The sequence below is a fragment of the Marinomonas colpomeniae genome (assembly GCF_014803385.1).
GTDB classification, from domain to species: domain Bacteria; phylum Pseudomonadota; class Gammaproteobacteria; order Pseudomonadales; family Marinomonadaceae; genus Marinomonas; species Marinomonas colpomeniae.
Map to the genome: position 1 here is coordinate 460,883 of NZ_JACYFC010000001.1, position 18,900 is coordinate 479,782.

Here is an 18,900-nt window from a genome sequence, read left to right on the forward strand (position 1 = left end):
TACGGATTTTCTTACCATGGGAAAGCACGGTGCCTATGTATGGTCTGTTTATGGTTTTAGTTTTCTTGCCTTGCTAATATTGATTTGGAATACTCTGTCGAGGCGAAATAAGGTGCGACAAAAGTTACGCCGTCGCTTTCTAAGGGATTAAATACTCTAATGCACCCAGTAAGAAAAAAACGTCTATTTGTTATTATGATAATTGCTATTATTTTAAGTACGGCAATTGGTTTGGTTATGTACGCTTTACAGCAAAATATTAATCTTTTTTACTCTCCTTCTCAAATAGCTTTAGGAGAGGCTCCTCGAAATGCCAGTATACGTGCTGGTGGTATGGTGGTAAAAGACAGTGTAAAGCGCCACTCAGAAAACTTGTCTGTTTCTTTTGATGTGACAGACTTTCAACACAAAGTAACCATTAATTACAGAGGGATCTTGCCTGATTTATTTAGAGAAGGGCAAGGTGTGGTAGCTCAAGGTAAATTAAATGATGAAGGTGTTTTTGAAGCCTCACAAGTGCTAGCGAAGCATGATGAAAAATACATGCCACCAGAAGTGACTGAAGCATTGAAGAATGCTAACGGTATAGTCAAAAAAAGGCCGTAGTGGCTTCACATATTTACTTTTTATTTTGTAGGTTTTTAGGCTTTTTATGCTTCCTGAAATTGGTCAGTTCTCACTGATATTATCGCTTTTTTTTGCTATTTCTTTAGCACTGGTTCCATTGCTCGGTTATTGGAAAAACAATCAACTTTTGTTAGCAACGGCTCGGCCACTAACGTTTATTATGTCGACCTTAGTCTTGATGAGCTTTATTGTGCTTAGCCTGTCTTTTTTGATGGATGACTTCTCTGTTTTATATGTAAGCCAAACATCAAACAGCCAATTACCTATCTATTATAAATTCAGTGCATTATGGGGTGGACATGAAGGTTCATTATTACTTTGGGTGCTTGTTCTATGTGGTTGGAGCTCTGCTGTAGCGCTTAAAATAAGAAACTTGCCAGAAGATATTGGCCCCGTTGTATTAGCTATATTAGGAATGGTGTGTTCAGGCTTTTTATCCTTTTTGATCTTCACGTCTTCTCCTTTTATTCGTTTGTTACCTGACTCTCCTATTGATGGAGGTGATTTAAATCCATTGCTGCAAGATTTCGGTTTAATTGTCCATCCACCTGTCTTATATATGGGGTATGTCGGTTTTTCTGTGGCATTTGCATTCGCTGTAGCCGCTTTGATTACAGGTAATTTAAATGCAGCCTGGGCTCGATGGGCACGTCCTTGGACAACAGCTTCATGGGCATTTTTAACCTTGGGAATAACATTAGGAAGCTGGTGGGCTTATTACGAATTAGGCTGGGGCGGTTGGTGGTTTTGGGACCCTGTAGAAAATGCTTCTTTTATGCCTTGGTTGGCAGGAACCGCATTATTGCATTCACTAGCAGTTACAGAGAAGCGGGGCGTGTTTAAAAGCTGGACAGTGTTATTGGCTATTTTTACGTTTAGCTTATCTCTGCTCGGTGCCTTTTTAGTTCGTTCTGGTGTACTCACATCTGTACATTCTTTTGCTGCCGATTCCACTCGTGGGATTTTTATACTTGTCTTACTTTTAATTTTTGTAGGTGGTAGCTTGTTGTTGTACGCCATTCGAGCGGTACAAGTTCGATCTAGCGTTTCATTTGGTGTGACAGGCCGGGAAGCATGGTTGTTACTTAATAATATTCTTTTAACTGTGCTAACTCTCACTGTGTTGTTAGGAACACTTTACCCTTTATTGTTTGATGCTTTGGGGTTAGGGAAAATTTCAGTAGGGGCTCCTTATTTTAATAGTGTCTTTACACCAATTGCTTTGTTGTTGATTGTTTTTATGGGGGTCGGTCCCTTGTCAAAATGGCACAACACTAAATTAAATGTATTTTTACTACCTTGTATTATATCGATGGTAGTGTCGGTGTTAATCTCAGGTTCATTGGTTTACGCCTACGATTTAGGGTTGTTAGCTTGGCTGAGCTTATCAATTGCGTTCTGGGTTGTGTGTTTATCTTTCTCTGATTGGTTTAGTAAGGTTTCTGTTGGTACCAAAGGTATTATTCCGCGAGCTCGCCAGTTACCTAGAAATTATTACGGTATGTTACTAGCACATCTTGGTATTGTGGTTAGCTTGGTAGGCGTGGTATTGGTTAGCATAAACAGTCAAGAATCTATGGTGCGGCTTTCACCGGGAGAGCAGACTAGTGTGGCTGGCTATGAGTTTAGGTTCGATAGATTGGAGCAAGTCCAAGGGCCTAATTATGTTTCAGATAAGGCGCAGTTTACCGCTTATAAAAATGGCCAAGTTGTGGCATTGCTTTACCCTGAAAAACGTTTATTCAACGCTCGTCAGCAAGTGATGACTGAAGCTGCATTGGATGCAGGGTTTACCCGTGACTTGTATATTTCTTTAGGGGAAAAACTAGACGGTGATTCTTGGGGGGTGAGAGTGTATGTGAAATCGTTTGTGCGTTGGATATGGCTTGGCGGTTTGTTGATGATGGTTGGCGGATTATTGGCAACATTGGATAAACGATATCAGCGAAGAGCCGGGGTGTGACAATGAGACATCGATTGATTAAAAAAGCTCTGTTGTTTATACCGCTCGTGTTGTTCTTGATATTGGGTATAGCTTTTTACTCTCAGCTTGGGAAAAACACACAATACATGCCTTCCGCATTGATTGGTCAAAAAGTACCTGCGTTTAACTTAATTTCATTAAACTCAGATCAAATTATAACTCAGGACGATCTACCTAATACGCCTTACTTGATCAACTTTTGGGGAACTTGGTGTCCTGCTTGTCATGTAGAGCATCCTTTTCTAACAACCTTAGCGGATGATGGCGTTGTTATTGTAGGCATAGATTATAAAGATGAAAAAGCTTTAGCTAAGCAGTGGTTGGAAGAAAAAGGTGACCCTTATCTAATGGTGTTGATGGATGAAATTGGTCATTTTGGTGTAGATATGGGCATTACGGGAGCACCAGAAACCTTTGTTGTTAATAGCTCCGGAGCTATTGTTTATAGACTTCAAGGAGTGGTAAGCGAAAGTAATTGGTCAACAATACAGGGCTACCTAAAATGATAACTGCTCGAATAGTATTTTGTTGGGTTGTGTTATTTTTCGCTCTTCCTGGAATAGCTCAAGAATTACTGACATTTAGCTCTACACTCAATCAAACTAGGTATCAAAATTTGATTGAAGAATTACGTTGTCCTAAGTGTCAAAATCAAAATTTAGCCGATTCAGCTTCTGGTATTGCGGTTGATTTGCGAGAGCAAGTTCATCAAATGATAGAGGCAAATAAATCTGATCAAGAAATTGTAGACTACATGGTTGCGCGCTATGGCGAGTTTGTTTTATACCGTCCTATTCATTCGTCTGCGACTTTTTTACTTTGGTATGGGCCGTTTATTTTACTGGGAATCGGCTTATTCACTTTTGTATTAGTGGTCATGGCAAATCGCAAAAAACGTGGAGCGAAATTATGATCTTTGCGTATCTGATTATGGTGTCCATGATTACGTTAAGTATTTTTTATCTTTATAGGTCAGTGTTCCAGCATCTTAATCAATCCTTTGATTCTGATGAGATACAGGCTTTTTTGAATATTCGACGTACTGAAATTAATGAAGAGCAAGAAGCTGGACGGCTAACGTCAAATGAGTCCTTACAGCTATTATTAGATGTTGATCATGAAGCCAATTTATTGAGTTTAAATTCCGAGTATTCTCCTTTGTTGCATAGACGGTTTAATATGGAACTCGATGTTCACTTGGCTCGTTGGGTGATGCTTGGGGTTATAGTCGTTACTGTTTTAGGAAGTGTGAGTCTTTATTACAAGATAGGTTATTCAACTGAGGTTTCTTTTACACAAGATTTGCAAAGGCAAGAATTAACGCCGCAAAAGGTGAGTGAGTTTCTTCATTATCGTAGTCAGCGATATGACCGAATAGAGGATTGGTATTATGAAGCGACCGATTCTCTTCGTGCTGGCAAGTATCAAGATGCAGTTGTCGCATTTGAAACTGCGATTAGCAAAATACCAGATGGTGCTGAAAACAGAGTGAGTTTATTGGTGGAATATGCCCAAGCAATTTTTTATGCGAACGGTAACCAGAGTTCAGAAACGATGCTTCGCGTTGTAAATGATATTCTTCGGGACTCACCTACTCAAGCAATTGCATTAGGCCTCAAAGGTGTCGCAGAATTTGACCATAAAAATTACTTAGGAGCTGTACTTGCTTGGCAAGAAGCAATTCGCTACAACCCTAATTCGACTGAGCGAATTGCATTATTATCAGCTATCAATAAAGCTCGTGATGCGGGAGGTATTGATTATAAAAAAATCGCTCCGATCATTACTCACCAACTAGCTATTCAAATTGAATGGGATACAAATAATATTCAGTGGCAATCAAATGATGTTCTGTTGGTCTATGCATTAGCAAAAGGTGAAAAGATGCCTGTTGCAATTCAAAGAGTTCATCCAGAGGATTTAAAAAAGCCTATTTTACTGACGAATCTTGATGCCTTGATGCCAACGATGACATTAGCAGAAATCGAGAAAGTAGATCTTGTCGTGAAATTATCGAATATTAATGACAATGATCTGACAAAAGGCCAAATTATCGGTATAAAAGAAGGCTTATTTGTAAATAGTAAAGAGATTATCGGAATCAAGGTGTCCTTGTAATTGAATCCTAAGGCGCTTCGTTTGATAATAACGTCAACTTTAATAGATGTAATACGGAATGTGTAATGGAATTTAGCTTGCGTGAGTGGCTAATCTTGATTGGGGTCGTCATTATTGTCGCTATCCTCATAGATGGATTTCGTCGATATAAGAAAGGGCAAGCATTTGCTCAACTAGATGATGAATTTGACGAGTTTGATAGTTCAGATGATAGCGAGATAGTGCAAAAAGATACTATCTCAGCGTATCGTAAAAATCCCTCAAGAGAGAGGGGTAGTGTTGCACAGGAGCCTACTGCGAATGCGTTTGAAAATGCACGAAAGACCGCAAAATCACCTTTAGCAGAAGTTCCTCATACGGTTGATTCTGGACCAGAGCTTGATCGGGGTGAAGAAATGCATCTTGATGAGCTGGCTTCCTTAGTGCCTGATAGAGCCTATGGAGACTCTGCAATCTCTGAACAAAATTATTCAGATGATGGCTTTTACGAACAAGATGAGCTTGATTTAGATTTTGGGGCAGAGACAGATAGTAGAGAAGGTAATACTAGAGAAGAAGACTTTACGAGTGAGTCAGAAGAGCCTGATGTTTTAGATACTCATGATAATGAAGATTATGAGCGAAGCTATTCAGAAGTTGATATTGGTCAAGTCACTCCTCAAGGTATTGTTGACGATATAGACGATGACTTTGAAGATGACGATAATGTTGCTGAGATTGAAGAAGTTATTGTTATTAATATTTTGGCACCAGAAGATCAAAATTTCTCTGGAATGGAACTTCTTCAACTTATTTTAAATTGTGGTATGCGTTACGGTGAAATGGATATTTTCCATCGTCATGAAGACGGATTTGACCGCGGTCGAGTGCAATTTAGTATGGCTAATGCTATTGAACCCGGAACATTTGACCTAGATACCATGGGGGAAGGTGAGTGTCCTGGTGTGAGTTTTTTCATGGGATTACCTGGCCCTAAAAATAGCATGAAAGCGTTTGATTTTATGCTTGAAACATCACAAACATTAGTACGTAATCTAGGTGGCGAATTACGTGATGAGCGTCGAACACCAATGAGTGATCAAACAATTGCCCATTGCCGTCAGCGAATACGTGATTTTGAACGCCGACGTTTAATGCGAACCAAACAGTAGAAAACTAGATTTAAGCATAAACAATCAGGGCCCTAACGGGCCTTGATTGTTTATGCTTGATACAAGCCTGCAGAAAATTTGAGTTTATTCCTATATGAGTCAAGAGAGCCAAGAAACAAATATTACACATCAGCAAATGCTGGATCTGATTCAACAACTTAATGATTACAGTTATGCTTATCATGTAAAAGACACCCCCATCGTCCCTGATGCGGAATACGATCGTCTTTACCGTCAGCTGCAAACAATAGAAGCAGATCACTCAGATTGGATTCAAGCGGATTCACCGACTCAACGTGTCGGTGAAAAGCCAGATAATGGTTTTGCTAATGTGGCTCATACGGTTCCTATGTTGTCTCTAGATAATGCTTTTGATAATGAATCTTTAGCCGATTTTGATCAGCGTATTCGTAAATTACTTGGTGCTGATGGTCAAATTACTTATTGCTGTGAACCAAAATTAGATGGCTTGGCGATAAGTCTACGTTATGAAGAGGGGCGTTTAGTCCGGGGTGTGACTCGAGGTGACGGTTTGTCTGGTGAAGATATTACCTCTAATATAAAAACCCTTTATTCAATTCCTTTAACATTACGTACGCAAACACCGCCAACCGTCTTGGAAGTCCGTGGCGAAATTTATATGCCGAAAGATGGTTTTGAAAAACTGAATAAACTGGCAGTAGAAAAGGGCGATAAAGCCTTTGTTAATCCTCGAAATGCAGCCGCAGGAAGTTTACGCCAATTAGACCCTAAGATTACCGCGTCTCGTCCTCTGGTTATGTGTGCTTACTCGATTGGTTATGTAGAAGGTTGGGAACAACCTGAAAGCCACTATAGTGGCTTATTGCAATTGAGTGAATGGGGATTCCGTACCAATGATCTTATGCAAAAAGTTGAAGGTGCAGAAGGCTGTATTGAGTATTATGAAATGCTTAATAAGCAGCGTGCTGACTTGTCTTACGATATTGATGGCATCGTTTATAAAGTTGATCGAATTTCTCTACAAAATCAACTGGGTTTTATTGCGCGTGCACCACGTTGGGCGATTGCCAGAAAGTTTCCTGCTCAAGAAGAAATGACACAAGTATTAGGTATCGATTTTCAAGTCGGCCGTACCGGAGCTATTACGCCTGTAGCAAGGCTTGAGCCTGTCTTTGTTGGAGGTGTTACGGTTTCGAATGCCACGTTACACAATAAAGACGAAATTGCCCGTCTAGGTGTTCGGGTGAACGACTATGTAATCATTCATCGTGCTGGTGACGTAATTCCGAAGGTCGTTCAAGTTGTTGTTGAAAAGCGCCCAGAGAATGCTTTTGAAGTTGTGTTTCCAAGTACTTGCCCTATTTGTAATTCAGATGTGGAGCAAGTAGAGGGTGAAGCGATTATTCGCTGTACCGGTGGCTTGGTCTGTGGTGCTCAGTTAAAAGAATCCTTGAAACATTTTGTTTCACGTAAAGCCATGGACATTGATGGACTTGGAGATAAATTGATCGAACAACTGGTGGATCTGGAAATGGTCAAAACACCAGTCGATATTTTTACCTTACATGAGAAGAAAAAAGCCCTTTTAGAAATGGAGCGTATGGGGCAAAAGTCAGTAGAAAAACTACTAAGCTCAATTGAAAATGCGAAAAAAACGCAATTTAATCGCTTCATATATGCTTTAGGAATTCGTGAAGTGGGTGAAGCAACGGCTCGTGCATTAACCAGTTATTTTAACGAGCTAGAAGACCTGATGGTAGCGAATCAAGAAACCTTAATAGAAGTGGAGGATGTCGGTCCGATTGTTGCGCAGCACGTTAGAATGTTTTTCGATCAAGAAGCCAATCGAGAGACTGTTGATGGATTGCTTTCTGTTGGTGTCATCTGGGAAAGAAATCAACAGGCATCTCTAGATGAGCTTCCGTTATCTGGAAAAGTCTATGTGGTGACCGGATCGTTGAATCAGTTCAGTCGAGATCAAGTAAAAGACAAGCTATTGGCACTAGGCGCTAAAGTGAGTAGTTCTGTGTCAACTAAAACAGATTGTTTGGTCGCTGGTGAAAAGGCTGGGTCAAAGCTCACTAAAGCCCAGTCTCTTAATATACAAATCATTGATGAAGCCGGTGTAATTTCTTTGTTTCATCAACATGGAGCACTTTAATTGGACACATTAATTCCTTATGATTCATTGTCCCCTGAAACTTTAGAAACCATTTTAGATGATATCGTATCACGTGATGGAACCGATTATGGAGAATACGATTTATCCGTTGCGCAAAAACGTCAACAAGCGTTGAAGGCATTGGGGAAAAGGGAGGCTGTATTATTATTTGATACAGAGAGCGAAACCATCAAAATGATTCCTAAAGACACATTGAGCAATTACGACCTTATTTAAGGTCGTTGTTGCTCAATAACTTTACATTTTTCAGTTCACTACTCGGCACAATCTCGAAGACAATGGTTGATGTTATGATCCATTTCCAGAGCTGGTTCCCCTTCGGTATTACGGCCAACCACTTTGGCAGGTACGCCGGCTACAGTCGTATGATTTTCAACGGCTTCTAGTACAACACTACCGGCACCAATTTTAGCACCGACACCAATTTCGATATTGCCTAAAATTTTCGCCCCTGCACCAATTAAGACACCAGAACGAATTTTAGGATGACGGTCGCCATGTTCTTTTCCTGTACCACCAAGCGTTACGGATTGTAGGATGGATACATTGTCTTCGATTATGCAGGTTTCGCCGACAACAAGACCTGTCGCATGATCTAACATGACGCCACAGCCAATAGTGGCTGCTGGGTGAATATCGACACTGAATACCATCGACATTTGGCCCTGTAAATACAAAGCTAAGCTCTTTCTGTTATTTTTCCATAGCCAGTTTGCAACACGGTAAGTTTGCAATGCATGGAAGCCCTTAAAAAATAACAAAGGTGTTGTTAAAGTATCGCAAGCCGCGTCTCTGTCTTTTATTGCTAAAATATCTTGCTCGATGCATCTGACAATGCCAGAGTGGGAGTCAGCCATGGCTTCTTCGAATACTTCTCGTAATACCATGGCAGGAATTGATATACTGTCCAGTTTACTGGCCAGTAAAAAGCTTAATGCTGAGCACAATGTTTCATGACGTAAAATGGTAGTATTGAAATAACTGGCTAAAATGGGTTCGTCTGTTGCAAGCTTTTCAGCTTCTGCTTGTAAGGATTGCCATAGGTTGTCATTAGTTACGTCATTTTTCATTGTTGTGCTCAAAGGGTATTCACCTATATTTATTCATGTGTAGAATGTAGGTTATAAGTTTAGGGTTAAACATTACAAGGGGCAATGCGAAGTTTGCTCAAAAAGATGGAGATAATATGTCTAAAAAAAATGTTGCAGATGCACTACATATCTTTTACGAGCTAAATGAGTGTTTTTCTGATGCTTATTGGGAAACTAATGACATTAACCAAAAAGATAGTTTCTTTGCGATGAAGTCTATTCTACAAGATGAGTTAGATGAGCTACACAAACTTAGCTTACAGGATCACGCTTATCCTTATGAACCAATGAATCCTAGTTTGTTGAAATTAAGCGGAAAATTACGCGCTTTATTACCAGAGCTTAATCGACACGTTTATCGTCAAAAAACAGAAGATCGTTTTGTTGAGCTGATTCCAGATGCTTGTGAATTGTTCGAGTCATAATATAAAGAACAATATAAAAACGCCGTTAAATTTCAGTAATTTAACGGCGTTTTTATATCTAAATACCTTGGCTGCGTTTTAAATTGCGAATAATAAAGCGACTAGGGTGAAGTGAATAACTGATTTCTTGTTCTAAAGGCGAAGGCGTATTGGTAATCAGGCTAGCAATATATTGGCCGCTTAAAGGTGTAGAAATCAGCCCTCTCGAACCATGCCCAATGTTTATATAAAGCTGACTTATCGGTTCTTCTATAGTGTTGGTTTTCCATTTTGCATTTTTAGTAAGTGCTGAATAGGCTGTTTGATATATTTGGTCTGACTGAGCTGGCCCTACTATTGGTGAATGATCTACAACGGTGCAGCGAAATGAGACTCGTCCAGAGCAGTCTTTGCTCTCGAATACTCCGTCTGATAAATCCAGTAGGCCTCTTAAAATAGTGAGGTTTTTTTGATGATCTGATTCACGCACTTCTTGATCGTCATCTTCAAAATTATAAGTCGATCCAAAGTGTATCTGTCCATCAATCGGTGGCGACACATAACCAAATTCACACAGTACTTTTTCAATATCTATTTTTTCAGCGGGTTCATCTTGTGATAAACAGTTTTTTCTTGCTGTTTCCACATCAAGATAAGAAACCTGACCGCGTACTGGGATAGTGGGTGTTTTGGTTGTGATATTAAGATTGTCGGTCTGATTTGCGGTACAAAGTACAACGTGAGAGAAAAAATGCTCTTGTAAACCTGTAGTCGCTTTCCAGTGATTTTTTGATTCGTCACTTTCTGATGTGATTTCTGGGTCAATAGACTCAAGGCTACTTAATAAAGTATTGAGTTGAACGCTTATGTTTGGGTGAGACAAAAGAGTCTCACAAAGTTTTTTAGGTGCAACCCAACCAGATAAAGGTAGAAGGATACTACCGTTTTTGTCTGTAGAAGCTTGGAGGACCGCTTCTGGGTACAATTGTTCGTCTAATAATTTTTGGAAACGCAGTGCTTCTTTCTCATTTTTTGGAATTTGTATTAGTCCACATTGATCCCAAAAAACTTGTTTTTGATCCAGCTTAGAAAACAAACGTGTGGCGTACAGATAAGCAGCAAGGTAAAAGCGATTCACTTCAGAATCCTGCGCTGTAAATTTTGGATACAGCATCCCTTGAGGGTTGCCTGACGCTTCACAAGCAATCGTTTTGCCTTGTTCCCAAACGGTTACTGAAACGCCTTGTGCTGCTAATGCATAGGCCGTATTTGCGCCTGCTAAGCCAGAGCCAACAACCAAAACTTTTTTAATAGGCACAGATATTTTTTGACGTAAATTGAACCAAGCTTGACCTTGGGACATTCGTTCAGGAAACGAAGTGGTTAGCTGATTAAGTTGACCGACCGCCATTTCTCTTTTTTGCCCAAACCCTTTAACTTTTTGAACATCAAAGCCAACGGCCTGCAACCCACGACGAACAATACCTGCCGCGGTGAACGTTGAAAAAGTTGTGCCTTGATGACTAAGGCGGTGAATATGCTGAAAGAGCTTCTCTGTCCACATTTCTGGATTTTTACTTGGTGCAAAACCATCTAAAAACCAAGCGTCGATGTTGGCATTTAACGCAGCGAATCCTTCTTCGGCTTCGCCAAACCAAAGTGTCAGTTGAATACGACCTTGTGCTAGTTCAATACGGTGCAGTCCATGACACACAGTAGGGTAGGCCTCGATAAGTTCTTTGCTATAAGCGGCAAGCGAGGGCCACATATTTAAGGCGGCTGTTAACATGTCTTTAGTAAGAGGGTATTTTTCAACTGAGATAAAATGCAGTTGCTTGTCGTCAGAGGCCTCGCTGTCTAAAAATGCTTGCCAAGCACATAGGAAGTTTAACCCTGTCCCAAAACCTGTTTCTGCGATAACAAAAACATTTTTCTGGAGCGCTTTCCAGCGTTCAAGGAGCTTGTTGTGTTGTAAAAAGACGTAGCGTGTTTCTTCTAAACCAGACTCTTTATCAAAGTAAACATCATCGAACTGTGAGGAGTGTGGCGCGCCATCTTCCCCCCAGTTCAAATCAGGGCGTTCTAATTTGTAACTAGTTAACACGAGTGATGCTCTGGATAATCATAGGTGTCTCAGGTACATTTTGATAAGGGCCAACAGATGTAGTTGGACTTGCGGCTATTGTGTCTACCACTTCCATACCAGATACAACTTCGCCAAAAACCGTATAACCTGCGCTGCCGCGAGCGCCATCGTTCAAAAAAGCATTATCGACGTGGTTAATGAAAAACTGTGACGTTGCGCTGTTTGGATCTTGCGTCCGTGCCATTGCCAATGTTCCACGATTGTTTGCTAAGCCGTTATCGCCTTCGTAAGCGACCGCTTTATGGGTGCTTTTACGTTCTAAGTCTTCTGTGAAACCTCCACCTTGCACCATGAAACCACGAATTACGCGGTGGAAAATTGTATCGTTATAAAAACCTTCATCAGCGTAACGTAGAAAATTCTCTACGGTTTTTGGAGCTGCTTTTTCATTCAAGTCAACTCGAATCGTACCCTGGCTTGTTAAAATATCCACTTCAGTTGCATTCACTTGTGAACAAAGAGTGAGTAGGGCAAGAGCGGTCATGATAGGTTTACGCATAGAACGGTTTCCTTATGTATTTTGTACCCCAATAATAGGGCGTGTGTAATAGGGTGCCAAGACGTTTTGTTAATATATTAGGGAGTAAGTAAATGAGAATGGCGAATGTAGAGATCGAATACTGTACTTTATGTGGTTGGATGTTACGAGCGACTTGGTTGTCTCAGGAGCTATTAACGACTTTTACAGACGATATTAAAAGCGTGACCTTGCTGCCGACGCAAGGTGGCATTTTTAAAGTGAGAGTGAACGGTCAAGAAATTTGGTGTCGTAAGGCTGAAGAAGGCTTTCCTGAAGCTAAAGTGTTGAAGCAACGAATGCGTGATGTGATTGATCCCGAGCGAGATCTTGGGCATTCCGATGTTAAACCCTAACAAACTAGAAGATTGGGAGTTCTTGGATTCAGATAAAATACCGTAAGAGTGATTACCTCCTACGGCATTCTCAATTTTTCTAGATTAGTTCGGAAAAACTTGTTTAAAAGGCTGAACGGTAACGTTTTTATAAACGCCAGCCGCCACATATGGATCTGCTTCAGCCCAAGATTTTGCTGCTTCAAGACTAATAAATTCGGCGACAATTACACTGCCTGTAAACCCTGCATCACCGGGGTTATCAGAATCAATCGCAGGGTTTGGCCCTGCTAAAACTAATCGGCCTTCGTTTTGTAACGCTTGTAAGCGAGCCAAGTGCTCTGGACGAGCTGATTGACGTGCTGATAGGCTATTTTTAATGTCTTCGCCGACAATTGAGTAAAGCATGCTTATTCCTTATTTTGTATGTGAGATGAAAGATAAATACCTTGTAACAGAATAAAGACAACCGTCATGCCTAATAATCCGAAAAGCTTAAAGTTTACCCATACATCTTCACTGTAAGAAAATGCGACATAAAGGTTTGTCGCACCAGAAACTATAAAGAAACACACCCAAGCTAGATTCAAAGAACGCCAGACTTTAAAAGGCAGTTCTAATTTATCGCCCATCATGCGTTGGATAATATTTTTGTCACCAATAAATTGGCTGCCTAAAAAGGCGATAGCGAATAAACCATTTACGATAGTTGGCTTCCATTTTATGAAATCACCGTCACCTAGAAGAACCGTAGTGCCGCCTAATAAAACCACTAAAGCCAAAGAAATAATGTGCATTTTCTCGATAGTTTTGTGTTTAAACCAGGTGTAGCCAACTTGAATAAGAGTTGCTGGAATTAAAACAGCCGTTGCCGTAATAATATCTCCTGTCATTTTATAGGCAGTAAAAAAAACAATGATAGGAAGAAAGTCGAATAGTATTTTCATATAAAAACCAATTTATGTATGCTGGTCTCATGATAACCATCATTCCTTTTAAAGAACAGTCTATCTATGCCTGAAGCTGCGAGTTACCGTAAAGTCGATTTACATACACATTCTACCCGTTCAGACGGGCGTCTTTCGCCCACTGAATTAGTTGACCTTGCAGTGGAGCAAAATGTATCTCTGTTTGCTCTTACTGACCATGACACCTTAGACGGTATTGAGGAGGCAAGCCAAAGAGCCTCAGAGTACGGACTTAGTTTTGTTAATGGTATAGAGCTATCTACTCAATGGAATGGTATTCCTTTGCATATGGTTGCGTTGCATTTTGAACGAGATAATTCAGCGCTTTTGTCTATCGTGGCAAAAAATCAAGCAATACGGCTTGATCGAGCGCGACGCATTGCAGATCTATTGGTAAGACAGGGATTGCCTGATTTATTTGATGAAGCGGTTGCCCTTGCTGGAGAGAGCCAGCTTGGTCGACCTCATTTTGCGACCTTGTTAGTCGAAAAAGGGTTGGTAAAAGACTCGAATAAAGCGTTTGATCGTTATTTGGGTAATAAACGTTTGGGGCAGTTGCGCGATGTTTGGCCAGAATTGGAAGATGTTTTAACCGATCTTTCTGGCGAAAATGTAGAATTAATACTAGCTCATCCAAAGCGTTATCCACTTACCGTAACCAAGTTAAAACGCTTATTGAGTGATTTTAAAAAATGGGGTGGCACAGGTATTGAAATTGCTTCTGGTAATGAGCGTCCGGACAGTGTGCGATTATTAGAAAGGTTATCTCAAGAGTTTGGGCTAAAAGCTTCCGTAGGAAGTGATTATCACGGCCCTTTCGGGCCTTGGATGCAAGTGGGTAAGTTCACACAAATACAGGAAAGCAAAGTAGATTTAGTCTGGCAAAATTGGGCCTAATTTTTTATTGATATACTTTTTTTTATTTGAGTATTATTAACGGAGTTCATGTTGAGTCAATTTTTCCAGATACATCCAGAAAATCCGCAGGCTCGTTTGATAAAACAAGCAGCAGATGTAATTCGCAGTGGTGGTGTTATAGCCTATCCAACTGATTGTGGGTATTCGCTTGGTTGCCATCTAGGAGATAAAGCGGCACTTGATAGAATTCGAGCGATTCGTCGTTTAGATGATAAGCATAACTTTACTCTGGTATGCCGAGATTTATCCGAAATATCAACATATGCACGGTTTGATAATCGCTTGTATCGACTTTTAAAACAAAATACGCCTGGGCCTTACACTTTTATTTTTGGGGCTACATCAGAAGTGCCAAGAAGATTATTGCATCCAAAAAGAAAAACAATTGGTATTCGTATTCCTAATAATAAGGTTGTGGCGGCTTTGCTTGAAGAGCTAGGCGAACCTATTATGAGTGTTTCTCTTATATTGCCAGGAGAAACTGATCCATTAACGGATCCTTATGATATTCGTGATACATTGGAACATACGTTAGATTTAGTTATTGATGGTGGTTTTTGTGGGTTATTACCGACCACTGTTGTTCAAATGGATGCGGACAAAATAGAAGTTATTCGAGTTGGTGCTGGTGATCCAGCCCCATTTTCGTAAAATGTTTAATATTCAGCTGTCAAGGCCGACACTGAGTGGCTTATAATACGAAACACTATAGATTTATATTATTTTTAAAAAATGGGTTGCTGAGAAGCATTCCCCTAAGAGGTCGTAATGGACGAGAAGTTACAAAAAGTATTGGCAAGAGCAGGTCAGGGTTCACGTCGCGAGATGGAGAATCGTATCCGAGAAGGCCGAGTCTTAGTCAATGGTGAAGTTGCAACATTAGGTGACCGTGTCAGTTTAACTGATGCTATTACAATAGATGGTTATGCCATTGTCGTAACAGAAGCTGGCGAAAATCGTCGAGTAATTATTTATAACAAACCAGAGGGCGAGGTATGTACTCGTAAAGACCCTGAAGGTCGTCCTACTGTGTTTGATAAGCTACCTAAATTGCGTGGCGAGCGTTGGATTGCAGTTGGTCGTTTAGACATTAATACGTCAGGTTTACTACTTTTTACAACGGACGGTGAATTAGCTAACAGATTAATGCACCCATCTACTGAAATAGACCGTGAATACCTTGTGCGAGTTATGGGTGAAGTAACTGAAGAAAATATTGCGACACTGAAAAAAGGCGTTAATTTAGAAGATGGTGTTGCTAAGTTTACAGATGTAGTTGATGGCGGTGGTGAAGGTATTAACCGTTGGTTTTATGTTTGTGTAATGGAAGGTCGTAATCGTGAGGTTCGCCGTCTCTGGGAGTCACAAGGCGTAAAAGTGAACCGTTTGAAACGTGTACGTTTTGGCCCAATATTTTTACCTTCAAAAGCCAAAGTTGGTCGTTGGGTTGAAATGGAAGATACAGATGTGAGTTCTCTGTGTAAAATGGTAGATCTTAAAATTGCGGACATGAAGCCTAAAACACAACAAGAAAAACTTGAATTGAAGCGTCATAAAAACAAAGCAACAGCGGGTGGTGCACGACGCGCTGCAGCGAAAAGCTTTGACTGGCAGAGTTCTGATAAACAAGAATTTAAGCCTAAAAAAGCAGGTAAAAGATCGTTTCGATAAAATAAAAAATAGGTTGGGAGTTGTAGAAGCATGGTTCGCTGGATAATCGCAGTAATAGTTGTCTTGATCATAGGCCTTTGTGTTTATGTTAGCTTTAGTAATAAGTTACCTGATGGGCTTGGCGTTACAGATGGCTTATTAAAAGCTTGTCCTGCTTCTCCTAATTGTATCTCTACTCAAGCAGAGCCTAGTGATACTATTCATTATATTGAACCAATTGTATTTACAGGCGAATCTAAAGACGCACAGCTATTGATAGAATCTTATATGCTTGCTAAGGAGCACGGTCGTCTTGTAACGAGTTCTTTTGGTTATGTGCATTTTGAAGTGAAAAGTCAGTTAATTGGCTATATCGATGACGTAGAGTTTTATTTTCCAGAAGCAGACAGTGTTGTACATGTGCGTTCTGCTTCGCGTGTAGGTTATTCAGATATGGGCGTTAATCGTAACAGGGTTAGACAAATACAAAACCTTTTAGTAAATTAATTTTTAGTATATCGATTCTTAACCATTAAAATTTCAAATGATAATTTCTGGACGAGGACTGTTCATGAACATAGATGATAACCAAACTATTTTGATTGTTGAGGATGATGAGCGTTTAGCGCTTCTAACCCAAGAATATTTACAAAAAAATGGGTTTAAAGTAGATATTGAAGGGGATGGTCGCAAGGCTATTTCTCGTATTATCACTGAACAGCCTTCACTTGTTATTCTCGATCTCATGTTACCTGGTGCTGACGGCTTTACTGTATGTCGAAATGTCCGCAGTGAGTACAAAGGGCCTATTTTGATGCTTACCGCTCGCAGTGATGATGTTGATCAGATTTTAGGCTTGGAAATAGGGGCTGATGATTACGTATCAAAACCAGCTAAACCTAGAGTGCTATTGGCTCGAGTTCAATCTTTGTTGCGCCGCAGTACGCAAGATGTTGATTTATCAGCTTCTTCGTCTAAAGAAGAGCAAAATTTAACATTTGGGCCTTTGGCGATTGATAACTCTCGCCGTGAGGCTTGGTTGTTGGAAGAAGAAGTTGAGCTTACCAGCGCTGAATTTGACTTGTTGTGGCTATTGTCGAGTAATGCTGGCCGTATTTTAAGTCGAGAAGAGATCTTTGGTGAATTACGTGGTATTGAATATGACGGTCAAGATCGTTCTGTTGATGTCAGAATTTCTCGTATTCGCTCAAAAATAGGTGATGACCCTATACATCCTCGTCGAATTAAAACGATTCGAAGTAAAGGCTACTTGTTCGTTAAAGAAGTATAAAGCCTAATGCGTGAAGAAATGTGGCGCTTATATCGACACCTCATTATTTGGGGTGTCGGAGTTATTGTATGTTGTTACGCTGTCATGGAATTCACTCAAGTTAGGTTTGATACTGAGAAAAAAAAACAATTACTTTGTATAGATGCTGAGATTAGCTCGGCTCTATTATTATCTGGTGCTGCTCAGCAGCTCCCAGAATCCCAATTTAATTGGACGCTCCCACCTTCTGATGCTTTACCTGTTGCCGCTATTTCTTCCTTTATAGCGAAAAAGAAATGGCTTCAGCTCCCTGATGACAGTTATCAATTAACGCTTGGAGAGACTGATCAAGCTTTGTTAATTGGACATGTACCTGATAACCCTCCATTTTTTATATTTGAATCTTTGCTTAGCCGTTTCTTATTAAGTGATCAAATTAGCTATTCAGATAAAATGTTTTTGATCGAAAATATGTCTTGTCTTTCAGTCAAACGGGTAGCTTTAGCAGTAATGTCCCCGTTAACAAGTGTTTCACTTGTTCATGGTGCTCATTATGAATATGCTTTCTTATGGAAAGATGAGAGTGCTGAAAAGGCTATCTTGCTATCCGTTGTTCATGAAAATCATACTTCTTTTACATTAGTTGTTGTTTTGACCGTGGCTATTGGAGTTGGCATTATGCTTCTGCTTATTTGGCGGGAGCTAGTTGCCCTAGATGTGAAGCGAAAAACCTTCGAAAGCATTACTCGACAAATAGCTCGTGGCCGAAGTGGTGGTTTATCTAAAGACATTCCAGACAGTAATGGTACGTTGAAAGAGTTGGCTTATTCTTTTGATTCTATGTCTTCTCATATTGAGCGCTTGTTAAAAGTTCAACGTGAAATGACAAATGCTATTTCTCATGAGTTGAGAACACCGATTGCACGCCTTCGCTTTGGTCTTGAAGTTATGAAGGACGAGGTGGATGAATCTGCAGCAGCGACCATTGAGGCATTGGAAGGTGACGTTGAAGAGCTTAATACACTGGTTGATGAGGTATTAACCTATGGCAAGCTTGAAGCCGGTTCAATGGAGCTCAACTTCAGCGATTTGTCTATTTATCAGTTAGTTGATGGAATTTTACAACATAACCACTTGTTACTTCAGCATTTAACGGTGAATTTGAATATTGATGAAACCTGTATTGTTTCGGCGGATGAGCATCATTTAAGTCGAGCGTTGCAGAACCTTATTTTGAACGCATCAAAGTATGCGACAAGTAGCATTACTATCTCATTCTCTCATGATGAAGACCGCTGGCAGTTAGACATCGAAGATGATGGGCCCGGTATCGCGTTTGAAGACAGAGATAAAGTTTTTATCCCATTCCAGCGACTAGATAACAGCCGAACACGTGCCTCAGGTGGCTATGGTTTAGGTTTGGCTATCGTTCAGCGTATTGCCTTCTGGCATGGCGGGGCGGTTCTAATCGATGCAAGTGAGTCGGGTGGGGCTAAGTTTAGTTTAATTTGGTCACGTAACCAGCGTCAGAAAACCTTAGCCTGATGCTGGTGTAGG

General features: G+C 40.4%; 22 protein-coding genes. 17 read left to right on the top strand and 5 right to left on the bottom strand.

Annotated features, from left to right (window positions below; all coding sequences use genetic code 11):
- Positions 1–16 precede the first annotated feature (16 nt).
- The 9 genes from ccmD to IF202_RS02270 all read left to right on the top strand — a co-directional run bounded on the left by ccmD (position 17) and on the right by IF202_RS02270 (position 8,260).
- The gene (gene ccmD, locus IF202_RS02230; RefSeq protein WP_235963298.1) at positions 17–151 is read left to right on the top strand and encodes a heme exporter protein CcmD; all 135 of its coding nucleotides are present in this window, start codon (positions 17–19) and stop codon (positions 149–151) included.
- 8 nt (positions 152–159) lie between these two features.
- Entirely contained in the window at positions 160–606 is a 447-nt protein-coding gene (ccmE, locus tag IF202_RS02235; protein WP_191593238.1) for a cytochrome c maturation protein CcmE, read from the top strand.
- 46 nt (positions 607–652) lie between these two features.
- A complete protein-coding gene (locus IF202_RS02240) occupies positions 653–2,590 on the top strand; it encodes a heme lyase CcmF/NrfE family subunit (RefSeq protein WP_191593239.1) in 1,938 nt (645 codons plus the stop codon).
- Positions 2,591–2,592: 2 nt separating this feature from the next.
- Positions 2,593–3,117, top strand: a complete 525-nt coding sequence (locus IF202_RS02245) for a DsbE family thiol:disulfide interchange protein (RefSeq protein WP_206705344.1) — start codon at positions 2,593–2,595, stop codon at positions 3,115–3,117.
- Positions 3,114–3,524 (top strand): cytochrome c-type biogenesis protein, encoded by a 411-nt coding sequence (locus IF202_RS02250; RefSeq protein WP_191593240.1) that lies wholly within the window; start codon positions 3,114–3,116, stop codon positions 3,522–3,524. The genes IF202_RS02245 and IF202_RS02250 overlap by 4 nt, the downstream gene beginning before the upstream one ends.
- Entirely contained in the window at positions 3,521–4,729 is a 1,209-nt protein-coding gene (locus IF202_RS02255; RefSeq protein WP_235963172.1) for a tetratricopeptide repeat protein, read from the top strand. The genes IF202_RS02250 and IF202_RS02255 overlap by 4 nt, the downstream gene beginning before the upstream one ends.
- Positions 4,730–4,794: 65 nt before the next feature.
- Positions 4,795–5,880 (top strand): cell division protein ZipA, encoded by a 1,086-nt coding sequence (gene zipA, locus IF202_RS02260; RefSeq protein WP_191593241.1) that lies wholly within the window; start codon positions 4,795–4,797, stop codon positions 5,878–5,880.
- A 94-nt stretch (positions 5,881–5,974) separates the two neighbouring features.
- Positions 5,975–8,023, top strand: coding sequence for an NAD-dependent DNA ligase LigA (ligA, locus tag IF202_RS02265; RefSeq protein ID WP_191593242.1), 2,049 nt, complete (start codon positions 5,975–5,977; stop codon positions 8,021–8,023).
- Positions 8,024–8,260 (top strand): YheU family protein, encoded by a 237-nt coding sequence (locus IF202_RS02270; protein WP_191593243.1) that lies wholly within the window; start codon positions 8,024–8,026, stop codon positions 8,258–8,260.
- 38 nt (positions 8,261–8,298) lie between these two features.
- Here the strand turns inward: IF202_RS02270 and cysE are convergent, their stop codons facing one another.
- Positions 8,299–9,114 (bottom strand): serine O-acetyltransferase, encoded by an 816-nt coding sequence (gene cysE, locus IF202_RS02275; RefSeq protein ID WP_191593244.1) that lies wholly within the window; start codon positions 9,112–9,114, stop codon positions 8,299–8,301.
- Between the two features lie 116 nt (positions 9,115–9,230).
- On the opposite strand from cysE, the gene IF202_RS02280 reads away from it, so the two are divergent.
- A complete protein-coding gene (locus IF202_RS02280; protein WP_191593245.1) occupies positions 9,231–9,560 on the top strand; it encodes a hypothetical protein in 330 nt (109 codons plus the stop codon).
- A gap of 58 nt (positions 9,561–9,618) precedes the next feature.
- On the opposite strand, the gene mnmC is transcribed toward IF202_RS02280, so the two are convergent.
- The gene (gene mnmC / locus IF202_RS02285) at positions 9,619–11,643 is read right to left on the bottom strand and encodes a bifunctional tRNA (5-methylaminomethyl-2-thiouridine)(34)-methyltransferase MnmD/FAD-dependent 5-carboxymethylaminomethyl-2-thiouridine(34) oxidoreductase MnmC (protein WP_191593246.1); all 2,025 of its coding nucleotides are present in this window, start codon (positions 11,641–11,643) and stop codon (positions 9,619–9,621) included.
- The gene (locus IF202_RS02290; RefSeq protein WP_191593247.1) at positions 11,633–12,184 is read right to left on the bottom strand and encodes a peptidylprolyl isomerase; all 552 of its coding nucleotides are present in this window, start codon (positions 12,182–12,184) and stop codon (positions 11,633–11,635) included. Before IF202_RS02290 ends, mnmC begins: the two co-directional genes overlap by 11 nt.
- Positions 12,185–12,276: 92 nt before the next feature.
- On the opposite strand from IF202_RS02290, the gene IF202_RS02295 reads away from it, so the two are divergent.
- Entirely contained in the window at positions 12,277–12,558 is a 282-nt protein-coding gene (locus IF202_RS02295) for a SelT/SelW/SelH family protein (protein ID WP_191593248.1), read from the top strand.
- Between the two features lie 84 nt (positions 12,559–12,642).
- Here IF202_RS02295 and IF202_RS02300 read toward each other — a convergent pair whose 3' ends face one another.
- Positions 12,643–12,945 carry a YciI family protein gene (locus tag IF202_RS02300; RefSeq protein WP_191593249.1) on the bottom strand — a complete coding sequence of 101 codons (303 nt, stop codon included), beginning with the start codon at positions 12,943–12,945 and terminating at the stop codon, positions 12,643–12,645.
- Between the two features lie 2 nt (positions 12,946–12,947).
- Entirely contained in the window at positions 12,948–13,484 is a 537-nt protein-coding gene (locus tag IF202_RS02305; RefSeq protein WP_191593250.1) for a septation protein A, read from the bottom strand.
- Positions 13,485–13,550: 66 nt separating this feature from the next.
- Between IF202_RS02305 and IF202_RS02310 the strand changes: the two genes are divergently transcribed.
- The 6 genes from IF202_RS02310 to IF202_RS02335 all read left to right on the top strand — a co-directional run bounded on the left by IF202_RS02310 (position 13,551) and on the right by IF202_RS02335 (position 18,888).
- A complete protein-coding gene (locus IF202_RS02310) occupies positions 13,551–14,402 on the top strand; it encodes a PHP domain-containing protein (RefSeq protein ID WP_191593251.1) in 852 nt (283 codons plus the stop codon).
- Positions 14,403–14,453: 51 nt separating this feature from the next.
- Positions 14,454–15,074 carry an L-threonylcarbamoyladenylate synthase gene (locus IF202_RS02315; RefSeq protein ID WP_191593252.1) on the top strand — a complete coding sequence of 207 codons (621 nt, stop codon included), beginning with the start codon at positions 14,454–14,456 and terminating at the stop codon, positions 15,072–15,074.
- 117 nt (positions 15,075–15,191) lie between these two features.
- Complete coding sequence (rluB, locus tag IF202_RS02320; protein ID WP_191593253.1) at positions 15,192–16,094, top strand: 23S rRNA pseudouridine(2605) synthase RluB; 903 nt, start codon at positions 15,192–15,194, stop codon at positions 16,092–16,094.
- Positions 16,095–16,124: 30 nt separating this feature from the next.
- Entirely contained in the window at positions 16,125–16,580 is a 456-nt protein-coding gene (locus IF202_RS02325; protein ID WP_191593254.1) for a DUF1499 domain-containing protein, read from the top strand.
- Positions 16,581–16,644: 64 nt separating this feature from the next.
- Positions 16,645–17,364, top strand: a complete 720-nt coding sequence (locus IF202_RS02330) for a response regulator (protein WP_191593255.1) — start codon at positions 16,645–16,647, stop codon at positions 17,362–17,364.
- 6 nt (positions 17,365–17,370) lie between these two features.
- Positions 17,371–18,888: an ATP-binding protein gene (locus tag IF202_RS02335; RefSeq protein ID WP_191593256.1), complete on the top strand. Its 1,518-nt coding sequence runs from the start codon at positions 17,371–17,373 to the stop codon at positions 18,886–18,888.
- The last annotated feature ends 12 nt before the right edge of the window (positions 18,889–18,900 follow it).